The 14,267-nt window shown below is 39.6% G+C and carries 7 protein-coding genes and 1 pseudogene; 4 read left to right on the top strand and 4 right to left on the bottom strand.

Going from position 1 to position 14,267, the window contains the following annotated elements:
* Nucleotides 1-46 precede the first annotated feature (46 nt).
* Nucleotides 47-2,632 (top strand): phosphoenolpyruvate carboxylase, encoded by a 2,586-nt coding sequence (locus tag ACSVH6_RS13410; RefSeq protein WP_438079356.1) that lies wholly within the window; start codon nt 47-49, stop codon nt 2,630-2,632.
* 324 nt (nt 2,633-2,956) lie between these two features.
* Nucleotides 2,957-3,478: a DinB family protein gene (locus ACSVH6_RS13405; protein ID WP_438079354.1), complete on the top strand. Its 522-nt coding sequence runs from the start codon at nt 2,957-2,959 to the stop codon at nt 3,476-3,478.
* A 58-nt stretch (nt 3,479-3,536) separates the two neighbouring features.
* On the opposite strand, the gene ACSVH6_RS13400 is transcribed toward ACSVH6_RS13405, so the two are convergent.
* The 4 genes from ACSVH6_RS13400 to aroB form a co-directional block, all read right to left on the bottom strand.
* Nucleotides 3,537-3,956: a DNA primase gene (locus ACSVH6_RS13400; protein WP_438079352.1), complete on the bottom strand. Its 420-nt coding sequence runs from the start codon at nt 3,954-3,956 to the stop codon at nt 3,537-3,539.
* Nucleotides 3,957-3,966: 10 nt separating this feature from the next.
* The gene (locus ACSVH6_RS13395) at nt 3,967-4,941 is read right to left on the bottom strand and encodes a deoxyhypusine synthase family protein (protein WP_438079350.1); all 975 of its coding nucleotides are present in this window, start codon (nt 4,939-4,941) and stop codon (nt 3,967-3,969) included.
* A 119-nt stretch (nt 4,942-5,060) separates the two neighbouring features.
* Entirely contained in the window at nt 5,061-6,461 is a 1,401-nt protein-coding gene (locus tag ACSVH6_RS13390; protein ID WP_438079348.1) for an arginine decarboxylase, read from the bottom strand.
* Nucleotides 6,462-6,753: 292 nt separating this feature from the next.
* The gene (gene aroB / locus ACSVH6_RS13385) at nt 6,754-7,821 is read right to left on the bottom strand and encodes a 3-dehydroquinate synthase (RefSeq protein ID WP_438079346.1); all 1,068 of its coding nucleotides are present in this window, start codon (nt 7,819-7,821) and stop codon (nt 6,754-6,756) included.
* Between the two features lie 89 nt (nt 7,822-7,910).
* Here aroB and ACSVH6_RS13380 point away from each other — a divergent pair, with 89 nt between their 5' ends.
* Entirely contained in the window at nt 7,911-9,086 is a 1,176-nt protein-coding gene (locus ACSVH6_RS13380; RefSeq protein WP_438079345.1) for a proline dehydrogenase family protein, read from the top strand.
* A 133-nt stretch (nt 9,087-9,219) separates the two neighbouring features.
* A pseudogene (locus ACSVH6_RS13375) lies at nt 9,220-14,267 on the top strand (hypothetical protein); the annotation flags it as partial.

Below are 14,267 nucleotides of genomic sequence, written 5' to 3'. Positions count from 1 at the left end.
AAAACTTGAGGTTTTTTTATTAACTTAAAGGCAAAATTCTCTGGCCATGTACACCTTACCTAAAATCGAGCGATTCAATCAGAATGTAGTATCAAAATATGCTATTTATAACAGTGTGTTTATCACGTTGCCTTTTGATACTATTGGCAATACCGGTGTTTTATTGCCTCTGTTCTCTGAAGTCTGCGAGTCGGGATTTAAGAATAACTGGTCACCGAAACAAATTGTGGACTTCTTTGCCGAAAAGTATCTGGACAATGCCGATGAAGACAAGAAAATTGATTTGCTCTTTCGCTTTATTCAGTATGTTGAGCGACAAATCGTGTTGTTTGATGCCATTGAAGATGCCGCTTTCCCAATTGTAAATAATTTGGAAGGTCGGGGTTCGCTTCGGGACATCAAAGAAAAATCTGAAGCCAAAGACAAACGCCATGAATTAATCTCTTTTTTGGAAACCTTTAGTGTGCGAACGGTCTTAACAGCACATCCTACCCAATTTTATCCGGGCTCGGTTTTAGGAATCATAACCGATTTAACGGAAGCCATTCGTCAAAATAATTTAATTGAAATTGAACAATTGTTGGCGCAGTTGGGAAAAACGCCTTTTATCAAAAAGCAGAAACCTTCTCCTTTTGATGAAGCGGTAAGTCTGGTTTGGTATCTCGAAAATGTATTCTATAAAACCATTGGGGAGATGATGCAGTATCTGCAGAAAAATATTTTTCAGGAAGAAGCCATGGTCAATCCAATTATTAACTTGGGCTTTTGGCCGGGAGGAGACCGGGACGGAAACCCATTTGTAACACCCGAAATTACCGAGAAAGTGGCAAATCGTTTGCGAACTTCCATACTCAAATGTTATTATTTCGACATAAGAACTTTAAAAAGAAAGTTGACTTTTAACGAAGTGGATACCATAATTGCCACTATTGAATACAAATTATACCGTTCGGTTTTTTATTCGCAAGGTGAGTTGTTCATAACATTGGAGGAATTAGTAAATGATTTGAATCTGGTGAAAGAAACGATTATCAACGAACATCAGTCGCTCTATTTGGATGAAATTAATTTGTTGCTGCAAAAAATTAATCAATTCGGATTTCATTTTGCCACCTTAGACATTCGCCAAAACAGCCGTGTGCACAATCAGGTTTTTCAGGATATAGTCTCTCTTTTGAAGAGAGAAAAAGAAGTGTATTTCCCCGAAGATTTTGAATCGCTTCCGGAAGAACAAAAAATGGATGTACTTGGCAGCCTGCATTTCGATTTGACCCCCCATTTTTTTGAAAACGAGATGACGCGTTCTACCTTAGATACCATAAAATTGATGCGGGAAATTCAGGAGCAAAATGGAGAAAAAGGATGCAATCGGTATATCATCAGCAATAATGAAAGTGCTTTGAATGTGATGGAAGTTTTTGCTCTGTTTCGCTTACTAGCTTGGGAAAATCCGTCGGTAGATATCATCCCGCTGTTTGAATCCGTAGATGATTTGCAAAAAGCGCGCGAGGTTATGGAGCTTTTATACCAAAATGAGAGCTATAGAGATCATCTCAAACAGCGTAAAGACAAGCAAACAGTGATGCTCGGTTTTTCAGACGGAACCAAAGACGGCGGTTATCTCATGGCCAATTGGAGTATTTACAAAGCCAAAGAAATGATTACGGAAGTGTCCAGAAAATACGGAATAAAAGTGGTTTTCTTTGATGGGAGAGGAGGACCTCCGGCTCGAGGTGGTGGAAAAACACATAATTTTTATGCTTCGTTGGGGTCATCAATTGAAAATGAAGAAATTCAAATAACAGTACAAGGTCAAACCATCAGTTCCAATTTCGGCACACCGGATTCGTGTCGCTATAATTTAGAAAACCTCCTGAGTGCCGGGGTAGCCAACGGCGTTTTTAATAAAGACGAAAATAATTTGTCCGCAGCTGAAAAAGCCATCATTGATAAGCTGGCAGTTATGGGGCATCAAAAATATTTGGATTTCAAAAACCATCCGAAGTTCATTCCCTATTTGGAGCAAATGAGTACGCTGAAATACTATGCTAAAACCAATATCGGCAGTCGGCCTTCCAAACGCAATACTTCAGATGCTTTGAGTTTTGAGGAACTCAGAGCGATTCCTTTTGTGGGAGCCTGGAGTCACTTAAAACAAAATGTCCCCGGTTTTTTTGGAGTAGGAACGGCACTGAAACATTTTGAAACGACGCACCAATGGGAGCAGGTGCAGCAACTTTATGCGAACTCATTATTCTTCAAAACCTTGTTGGAAAACAGTATGATGTCATTGGCCAAAAGCTTCTTTCCGCTGACAGCTTATATGAAAGACGATCCTGAATTTGGAGCATTTTGGCAAATCATTTATGATGAATTTTTAGAAACTAAGCGGTTGTTGCTTAAAATCGCAGGGCATACCGAACTCATGCAAAATTACCCGGACGGTAAGTCTTCCATAGCCATGCGGGAACGCATTGTACTACCGTTATTGACCATTCAGCAATATGCTTTTGCACAAATTAACGAGCTCAAAAAGCAACCTGAATTGGATGCAAATAAGGTTGCTGTTTATGAAAAGTTGGTTATTCGTTCCTTATTTGGAAACACCAATGCCAGTAGAAACTCTGCCTAGCAGTTCGTAACGTTACAGTATATAAATGAAGCAATTCGGTGTATAAATGGAGCATCCCCAATTATAAATGAAGCATCCCCAATTCTAAATAGAGCATCCCCAATTATAAATGGAGTATCCCCAATTATAAATGGAGTATCCCCAATTATAAATGGAGTATCCCCAATTCTAAATGAAGCATCCCCAATTATAAATGGAGCATCCCCGGTTATAAATGGAGTATCCCCAATTCTAAATGAACCATTAGGAGGTATTTTTTTGCAATAAAGCTATCTGTTTTTGATAAAAAAATCACAACCTTTGTATTTAATAAAATCATCCATCATGAAACCATCACAATTACAATCGGACGAATTTGCCGGGCATTTTGCCACTTACATCAATCAAGTCTCCGAAGAGTACTCTTTAACAGAAGAGCTTGAAATTTCAGTTCACCGTTTTATAAAGTTTGTTCAAAACATCCCTATGGATAAATTTGACTACCGTTACGCCGAAGGCAAATGGACCATCAAAGACATCATCCTGCACCTCATTGATGCCGAACGAATTTTTGCTTATCGGGCTTTGCGTTTTGCCCGTAACGATAAAACCGCTTTGCCGGGCTTTGATGAAAATGACTATGTAGAGGAAGCTAATGCAGATAAAAGAAGCCTGCAGGATTTACTAACCGAATTCCTCATTGTAAGACAAGCAACTTTAGCGTTATTCAAGTCATTGTCAGAGGAAGAATTGATGCGAAAAGGGACCGCTTCCAACAACCTAATATCGGTAAGAGCTTTAGGTTTTACCATCATTGGTCATCAAAATCACCACCAAAGAGTGTATCAGGAACGTTACTTGGATTAAAACAAAAATCCCAAATTCTAAAAGAATTTGGGATTTTTTATTTTACACTACTCAAAAGTTATTCTTCATCATCGTCTTCGAAGTTGTCAGAATCCGAAAAATCATCTTCATCTATATCATCATCTCCGTCACCATCATCTGAACCTCCTTTGTCTTTTAACAAATCTTCTTCTTCATCGTCGTCATCAGAAGGAGCATCGTCATCGTCATCTAAGCCTTTGATAGGTTCAATAGGTTCGATTACAGAATCTAAATCGTCTTCTTCATCAAATTTTTCCATTCGACTTGCCAGTTTGGTACTTACTTTCACTAAGTAGATAGTGTCCTCAGTACGAACTTCAACAGCTTCAATCAACTCGTTTTGCGCATTGCGAAAACGAATGATGTCGGTGTCATCGTATCCTTCAGGAAATTTCTCTACTAACAAATTCAGTATGTCACCGGTTAGTTTAGCATAGTCTACAATAATTCTTCTCATAAAAAATATTTTATAAATCTAGTAAGTAAGCGAATATTAACGGAGCTACTATAGTAGCATCCGATTCAATGATATATTTGGGGGTGTGTATATCTAATTTTCCCCAAGTGATTTTCTCATTTGGGACAGCGCCGGAGTAAGAACCGTAGCTGGTTGTTGAATCTGAAATTTGGCAAAAATAACTCCAAAAAGGAACGTCATGCATTTCCATGTCTTGGTATAACATAGGTACCACACAGATAGGGAAATCACCGGCGATACCACCACCAATTTGGAAGAATCCGATTCCTTTACCTGAGCAGTTTTTAGTGTACCAATCGGCCAACCACATCATGTATTCAATACCACTTTTCATGGTTGTTGGTTTGAAAGTACCTTTGATACAGTAAGAAGCAAAGATATTTCCCATGGTGCTGTCTTCCCATCCGGGAACTACTATAGGTAAGTTTTTCTCCGCAGCAGCCACCATCCAGGAATCCTTCGGATCAATTTCGTAGTATTGTTCTAATACACCCGAATTAATCATTTGGTACATAAATTCATGAGGAAAATAACGTTCTCCTTTTGAATCGGCATTGTTCCAAATATCATAAAGATGCGATTGTAATCTACGGAATGCTTCCTCTTCGGGAATACAGGTATCGGTCACACGATTGTAATGATTCTCAAGTAAATCCCACTCTTCCTGTGGAGACAAGTCTCTGTAATTAGGAACTCTTTTGTATGAATTGTGAGCGACCAAATTCATAATATCTTCCTCCAAGTTCGCACCGGTACAAGAAATGATATGTACTTTATCCTGACGAATCATTTCGGCTAACGATTTTCCTAATTCAGCAGTACTCATCGCCCCGGCTAAGGAAATCAACATTTTTCCATTGTCAAGTAAATGCGCTTCGTATCCTTTCGCAGCATCTACCAGAGCTGCGGCGTTGAAATGAAGATAATTTTTTTCGATAAACTGACTAATTGGTCCCTTGCTCATTATGTGTATAAGTTGTTTGTAGTTTGCGGTTCAAAGAAAAACTTTTTTTCTAAAACATCAAACTGTTTTAATAATTAAATTTGTTAAAAATATGGTTCCTCGTTACGGTTAACGATGGTTTATTTTTGGTCGTAACCCAATATTCTCAAGACGTCTTCTGAACTTTGTTGTTCTGAAAAAACTTCGGTGGCCAAAATGCCGTTTTCATCTCGGTCTATCAAAATGTGTTTCGGTTGCGGAATCAAACAGTGGTGCAATCCGCCAAAACCACCAATGGTTTCCTGATAAGCACCGGTGTTGAAGAAACCGATATACAAAGGCTTTTCTTTATTATATTTAGGTAAATATACTGCATTCATGTGTTGCTCAGAATTGTAATAATCGTCGCTGTCACAAGTCATACCTCCCAGCAATACTCTTTCGTAGGTGTCGTTCCAACGATTCACAGCCAACATTACAAAACGTTTGTTGATGGCCCAGGTATCAGGAAGTGTGGTAATGAATGAGGAGTCAATCATGTTCCAATTCTCACGGTCATTTTGTTTCTTTTGATACAAAACCTGATATATAGCTCCTCCGGATTCTCCGACAGTAAACGAACCGAATTCTGTAAAAATATGCGGCACATCTACTTCAGCTTCGTCACAAGCAATTTTGATTTGATTCAGGATTTCATCAATCATGTATTGGTAATCGTATTCAAATGCTAAGGAATTCTTGATGGGGAATCCGCCTCCAATATTCAAACTGTCTAATGTAGGACATTCTCTTTTTAAGGCAATGTACACTTTCATACATTTCAACAATTCATTCCAATAATACGCTGTATCACGAATACCGGTATTGATAAAGAAATGAAGCATTTTCAACTCCACCTGCTTGTTTTCCTGGATTTGTTTTCTGTAAAACGGAACGATGTCTTTGTAACCAATGCCTAATCGGGAAGTATAAAACTCAAATTTAGGTTCTTCCTCGGCGGCAATACGAATACCGATTTTAAATTTGCCTTTGATTTGTTCCTGCAATAAATCCAATTCTTCATAATTGTCTATTACGGGAATGGTTTTGTTGTGACCGTTATTCATCAGGCGGGCAATGTTTACAATGTATTCATCGCGCTTAAAGCCATTGCAAACCACATAAGTGTTTTTGTTGATTTTGCCTTCTTCCATCAATTTCTCCACAATATTAATATCGTAGGCTGAAGAAGTTTCAATATGTATGTTGTTTTTAAAAGCCTCATTCATGATAAATTTGAAGTGAGAGCTTTTAGTACAGTAACAATAGTAATATTTGGCCTCATACTTGTTTTTCTCCATTGATTTTCTAAACCAACCTTTTGCTTTGTTGATGTTGTTGGAGATGGCAGGTAGATAGGTAAATTTTAAAGGAGTGCCATATTGTTCAACCAGTTTCATTAAATCAATGTTGTGAAACTGCAGTGTGTCTTTGTTGAGCGTGAATTCTTCTTGCGGAAAGTAAAAAGTTTGGTTGATTAAGTCGTAATATTTAGTGTTCATTTGAGCTTGTAAATTTTAGATTAAATTGTATAAATAAAACAAAGTAATCTGCAATTCAAACCCTAATGTTTGCATAAATAATCGGTAGTTTTTCCTGAAATAAGAAAGTAACGGGTGAACATAAAGCCATACAACCTCTTTTCATTTGCAAAAAAAGAGGATTTGCAGTTCCGAAAAAAATGGTATTTTCTTGACTGCAAGCGTTATAAATACTAGTATTGGCACTTTTAATCATCAGGGCAAATGTAAAAAATAATATTTTCGAAATGCAAGTATTATTGTGAAAATAATATTAATGTCTGTAATCTTCAAAGGATTTTGCAATTAATTCATTATCAGCTTCTTGATTGATTTTGATTTTACCGATTCCATCCAAGAGCGCAAATTGAATTTTACCATACTCATTTTTTTTATCATGAATCAGTAAATCCAATACGGGTTGCAGGTCATTTTCGTTGAAAATTATTTTATCAAAGATAGCATTAATGGCGGTTTTAATCTGAAGGTATTCTTCTGCGGAAATTAATCCTTTTTGCCACGAAATGTAACTTTCCAAAATCATCCCCACCGCAATGGCTTCACCATGAAGCAGGTTTTCTTTGGTTTCATTTTCCAAAAAATAACTTTCAATAGCATGCCCCAAAGTATGTCCGAAATTCAATGCTTTGCGTATGCCGTTCTCCGTTGGGTCTTGCATTACGATTTCATTTTTAATTGCTATCGAACGGTGAATCAATAAATCAAAATCGGCAAAATCAACAGTGCTTAAATCCAGAAAATGGTTCCAGTAATCGGCGTCAAAAATCAATCCGTGTTTCAGCATTTCGGCCAATCCGGAACGCATTTGGTTTTGTGGCAAAGTGTTTAAATATTCAGTATCAATCAAAACCATTTGCGGTACATTGATAACACCAATTTGGTTTTTTAAATTGCCTAAATCCACTCCGTTTTTTCCTCCAACCGAGGCATCCACCATGGCTAGCAAAGTGCTGGGTATGTGAATAAAATCGATGCCGCGCTTAAAAGTAGAAGCGACAAAACCACCGATATCCGTAATTACACCGCCGCCCAAATTGACCAGAAGGCTCTTTCTGTCACCGCCCAATTCGGTTAAAATGTTCCATATCTCCACACAGGTATTGATGTTTTTTTCGCTTTCACCACTTTCAATTTCTATGATTTCGATGGTTTTGGTTGTGGCCAAAAAAGAAAGCAATCGAGGCAGACAGTATTCGTTGGAGTGAGTGTCAACCAAAATAAAGAGGTTTGAGTACTTTCGCTCCTCAATAAAAGCATTGAGGAATTCATATCCGCTTTCACCGAAAAATATAGGATAACCGTTGGCTTTGATGGGTTGCATTTTTGTTACAATTGAGCCCCAAAAATACTGTAAAAATTGCTAAATAATCACCAAAGACTATTTATATTTGTCGCATTATTACAAAATAAATGGAAAAGATTTTCAACGATACCAAAGTCGCTTTTGCCCTCAAAACCGATACCGAATTAGACCGTGCTTATTTTTTGTTCAAAATGATTGACAGTGAGCCGTTAGTGCGCATTGGAACAGCGGTAACCAATTTTGCCTTAAAAGCGCATCTGCCCGTGGAAGGCTTAATAAGAGCTACCGTTTTTGACCACTTTTGTGGGGGTACTACTGAAGAAGATTGTTTAACAGTAGTGGATAAAATGTTTACCAAAGGCGTTTCTTCAGTTTTGGACTATTCGGTCGAAGGGAAAGAAGAAGAAGAGCAGTTTGATGCTGCTTTGGAAATGACTCTAAAGACAATCGAATTTGCCAAAGAAAGACAAGCTATTCCTTTTGCAGTGTTTAAGCCTACAGGATTAGGACGTTTTTATTTATACGAAAAATTAGGGGAAAAACAAGCTCTGACTGTTGAAGAGCAAAAAGAATGGAATAGGGTAAGAGAGCGCTTTGACAAAGTATGTAAGGCGGCTTATGAAAAGGATGTAGCCTTATTGATTGATGGGGAAGAAAGCTGGATGCAGGATGCGGCTGATGATTTGGTAACCGAAATGATGCAGAAATACAATAAAGAAAAAGCTATTGTTTTCAATACATTGCAACTTTACCGTTGGGATCGTTTAGATTATTTGAAAAAACTACATAACCAGGCCAAAACGGAAGGTTTTTACGTCGGGATGAAATTGGTTCGTGGTGCTTACATGGAAAAAGAAAATGCTCGTGCGGAAGAGAAAGGCTATCCGACTCCAATTTGTGAAAGCAAAGAAGCTACCGATAAAAACTATGATGAAACAGTTGCCTATATGATGGAACATTTGGATCGAATGTCCATATTTGCGGGAACACATAACGAATTAAGTTCATACAAACTTATTGAGTTAATGGAAGCCAAAGGTGTGCTCAAGAATGACAATCGAATTTGGTTTGGGCAATTGTATGGAATGAGTGATAACATCAGTTATAATTTGGCCGCACACGGTTATAATGTGGCTAAGTACTTGCCTTTTGGCCCCGTGCGTGATGTGATGCCCTACCTGATACGCAGAGCGGAGGAAAATACTTCTGTAGCGGGTCAGACCAGTAGAGAACTCAATTTACTAAAAACGGAAAGAGACAGAAGAAAAGTTGAAAAACGATAATTAAAAAGCCTCAATTTTTTGAGGCTTTTTAATCGGTTTTAATTAAAATAGTTATTGTATAGTGTTAAAAATCAATATCTTTGAGATTGTTTTAAACATCCCCAAAAAGATATACCTACCTAAAAGTTTCAAAATGAATAAAATTACTTTTTTACATAAAATACTCCTAGTTGCAATCATGTTGATTTCCTTCCAGGGATTCACCCAAAATTTATTGATTAACGGTGGATTTGAAGCCGGAGGAAGTGGTGTTGGTTTTCAAACCAATTATTTTCTTCCTGCAACTCCAGGAACCAGTGTTCCAAGAGAGTATAGTGTAATCACAGATCCTTTTACGATGAATACGGCCAACTTTGTTCATACAACGGATCATACAACGGGAGCCGGAAAAATGATGGTGGTTGATGGATCAGGAAATGGAAATGATAAAATTTGGGAACTGCTGAACGGTTCTACCATAGGAGTAGTCAGTGGTCAAACTTATTTCTTTTCGTATTGGATTAAATCTATTTCAGCCACCAATACATTAGCCAATTCCGCAATAATCGCCATTAATACAAACGGAACAACTACAGCGCCGGTTTTGATTTCAGGATCGGCAACTTGTCCGGTTGGAAGTCCTTCTGCCTGGACCAAAGTAACCTACAGTTGGACAGCCACTACAAGTAATGCTCAAATTTGGATGACGGATACGCAAACAGCCGGAGGCGGAGCAGGGAATGATTTTGCCTTGGACGACATTGAACTAGTTGCAGCTCCGTTACCATTAACGTTGTCCTATTCTTATACCAATCCAACGTGTTACAATTCTACTAACGGAACCATCACAGCTTATGCCAATAATGGAACACAACCTTATGTGATTTACAATCTCACAGGAGCATCAACTGCTAGTAATACTTCCGGCGTTTTTACTGGATTAGCAGCGGGGACTTACAGCATATCAGTTACAGATACTGCCGGAACAACAGTAGGGCAGACCAATATTGTTTTGGTTGCTCCGGCGGGATTAACTACCGGACCGGATACGATTATTTGTGCCGGAAATACCATCACCCTTACTGCAAACGGAGGTTCTACGGGCTATACTTGGACGGCTTCACCGGCTGATCCCAGTTTGACAACTCCCACAAGTTCCAATCCCACAGTGAGTCCTTCTCAAACTACTGTTTATACGGTTACTTCAAATTCAATTACCAGTGTAAATCTAGTCACAAATGGTAATTTTTCCGGAGGGAACGTAGGATTTGATTCAGACTATAATTATTACACTCCCAACAATCCTTCTTTACTGCAAAAAGCATACGGAATAGTGACTAATCCCAGTACTTGGGAAACCGGTTTTTCAGCGTCTTGTGTTGATCATACCTCTGGCACCGGACAAATGATGGTAGTTGATGGTTCGACAACCAACTCAGGAAATGATATGGTATGGGGACAAAATATTCCGGTGTCTGCGGCTCAAACTTATACATTTACCTTTTGGGCTCAATCGCTTACGAGTTCTAATCCGGCTTCAATAAGAGTGGTTATCAATGGAGTTGTTGTTGGGATTTTGAATTTACCTGCCACAACCTGTACATGGACTCAATTTCCTCCATTGAATTGGAATTCAGGAGCAAGCACTACTGCGCAGATTCAATTGTTTGATAATAACACTAATTCGGGAGGGAATGATTTTGCTATAGATGACATCCAATTTTCATCTAATGTACTTTGTAATTTATCAAAATCGGTTACCATAACGGTAAGTCCGTTATTAGCTCCGACAATATCGTGTGGGGCTGCTACTTCATCCTCGGTCAGCTTTACTTGGCCGGCAGTCACCGGTGCCACTAATTACGCTATAACTTATTCAATAAATAACGGAGCAATTATTAATGGTGGCAATACCAGCGGAACTAGTTTTTCACTAAATAGTTTATCGGTTAATGATTCGGTTAAAATATTTGTTATGCCTAGCGGAGCCGGTTGTTTTGCCAGTGGCAACCAAACGTGTATCGCATCTTTACCCTGCGTAGTACCAGCTTATACAGTAACACAGCCTACTTGTGCTGTACCAACGGGTTCTATAGTATTTACCAGTCCCGTAAATCCGGCACCATTACCGGTCCCATCAGACTTGTTTATCTCTGAAGTAACAGACGAAGACGTAGGGTCTTTAACCTATGTTGAAATTTTTAACGGAACAGGAGTCACTAAAAATTTAGCCAATTACAGGCTTAAAGTATATAATAACGGAAATGCAACTGCTTCTTGTGATTTGTTGTTGTCCGGTAGCTTAGCGAACAACTCAGTTGTGGTAGTAGCGGTTGGAAGTAATACAAATCAGGGAGGCGTTACTCCTAATTTGACTTTTGCTGCCTGTGGTGGTGTCAATATTGATGATAATATTCGATTGGCTACTGTTGGTAATGTGGAGTTTGATTTATGGGGTAGAACTGATGGTGTCGCTTTTACACCAACCAATGCACCGGGTTATAGCTACAGAAGACTTGCCGGAGCGGCACACCCATCAATGACATGGAATCCTGCCGATTGGACTGCTTTAGATCCCCAAGATTATACCAATGTGGGGAGTTATCAGTATGTAACGGCCAATTATCAGTATAGTGTGAATGCTGGAGCTTCATACCAGGCGAGTCCTTCCTTCAACGGATTGGCCGCGGGGAATTACACTCTACAAATTAGAGATTTGGTTTCAGGATGTATTTCCACTCCAATAGCTGTAACGTTAAATCCAATGGTTGTTCCAAATCCTCCAAGCGCTTCTCCGGTTACTTACTGTCAAAATGCAGCAGCTTCACCATTAACAGCAACTCCATCTGCCGGAGGAACTTTAAACTGGTACGGAACTAATGCGACAGGGGGAACGGCCTCGGCTACGGCCCCTACACCGTCAACAACTACGCTTGGAACTACAACGTATTATGTAAGTCAAACAGTAGGAGGATGCGAAAGTACCAGAACAGCTATTGTGGTTAGTATTGCCAATACTGCTCCAACAGGAACACCACAATTATTTTGTGACGATGCTAATTCCACTCCAACCAGCGTTGCCTTTGATTTTAACAATGTAGGACAAACCAGTTTTACATTCTCATATTCTATTGATGGAGGAGCCCCGGTTACCGGTTCATTAGTTTCTCCGTCACATTATGTTGTACCGGGTGTTACACAAGGTCAATCGGTCACATTCACACTTACTTGGAACGGGGTGTGCACACCAAGCCAGACTGTAACTTGTTATCCTACCTGCGTTACTCCGGTAAACCCGACCTTTAATCCGGTGGCTGCAATTTGTTCAGGGGGAGCCTTGTCTCCACTGCCAACTACTTCAACCAACGGCATTACCGGAACTTGGAGTCCGGCTTTGAATAATACAGCGACCACTACCTATACTTTTACCCCGAATGCCGGTGAATGTGCCAATACCAAACAATTGACTATAACGGTCAATCCTAACGTTACTCCAACGTTTACAGCTGTTGCTCCAATTTGTTCAGGCGGAACTTTAGCTGCTTTACCAACCACTTCAAACAACGGTATTACGGGAACTTGGTCTCCGGCTTTGAATAATACGGCAACCACAACATATACCTTCACACCAACAGCCGGACAGTGTGCTACTACCACGACACTAACCATTACGGTGAATCCGAATGTTACGCCAACATTTACTCAGGTGGCACCAATCTGTCAAGGGCAAACTTTAGCCGCTTTACCAACCACTTCAAACAATGGTTTTACCGGAACTTGGGCTCCTGCTTTAGACAATACAGTGACAACAACATATACCTTTACACCTACAGCGGGTCAGTGTGCTACCACTACAACTATGACAATTACAGTTAATGGCAACACTATAACACCAATATTTGCAGGTTCCGGAGGCACTATTTGTACCGGTGCTGTGATGTCGCCTTTGCCAACAACTTCTTTAAACAGTATTACCGGAACTTGGTCACCGGCATTGAATAATACGGCCACTACAACTTATACTTTTACACCAACGGTGGGCCAATGTGCCACCACTGCAACGATGACTGTTACGGTGAACGGAAATACGATTGTACCTGTATTTACAGCGGTAGCACCAATTTGTACCGGAGGGGTTTTATCAGCCTTACCAACCACATCTAATGATGGGATTAACGGGTCTTGGTCGCCTGCATTGAATAATACGGCAACGACAACGTATACCTTTACACCAACAACGGGCCAATGCGCTTTAACGACAACTATGCAAATTGTTGTCAACCCGAATGTGACGCCAACCTTTACGGCTGTTGCACCAATTTGTTCGGGAGGAACTTTATCGGCTTTGCCAACTACATCCAACAATGGAATTAACGGAAGTTGGTCACCTGCGTTGAATAATATGGCAACTACAACCTATACCTTTACTCCAACACCGGGTCAATGTGCTACAACAACTACGCTTACTATTGTAGTGAATTCAAATGCAACACCAACTTTTACGGCTGCAGCACCGGTTTGTTCGGGAGCAGTTATGACACCTTTGCCAACTACTTCAAACAACAGCTTCACAGGAACTTGGTCACCAGCATTAAATAATACTGCTACTACAACGTATACTTTTACGCCAACAGCTGGGCAGTGCGCTACTACAACAACAATGCAAATAGAGGTTGTCCCTTCGGTGACTCCGACGGCTTCTATAGTGGAATCTTGTAATTCGAATTCTGTTACGGTTACTAATCCATTAGGAGCCAATTATCAATATTCTTTAGATGGCGGCCCTTTTCAGGCCAGCCCTTTTTTCCTTAACGTTACGGCTGGGAATCATAGCTTGATAGCAAATCAAACGGTGGCCAATTGTAATTCTAATGTGTTGAATTTTACAGTCAATGCTGTTGTGAATGACTTGGTAGTTACTACTCCGGCTCCTTTGCAATTTTGTGATCCTAATAATGACGGATTTATCAATGTAAATCTAAATCAGGCCATTAATTCGATAACAGGAGGAAATCCTTATATAGTGAGTTTCCACGAAACCTTGACAGATGCCAACGTTGATGGTACTTCTATTCCGACACCGGCCAATTATTTTACAATCAATCCTTGGTCACAAATTATTTATGTCAGAGTTGAATCAACTACTACAGATTGTTTTGAAGTGGTTCAACTGCAAATTATAGCTAACCCAACCCCAGAGGC

This window comes from Flavobacterium sp. XGLA_31, assembly GCF_051547105.1.
Lineage (GTDB): Bacteria > Bacteroidota > Bacteroidia > Flavobacteriales > Flavobacteriaceae > Flavobacterium.
The sequence above is the reverse complement of the archived record's forward strand: the minus strand, read 5'-3'. Positions and strand labels throughout refer to the sequence as shown.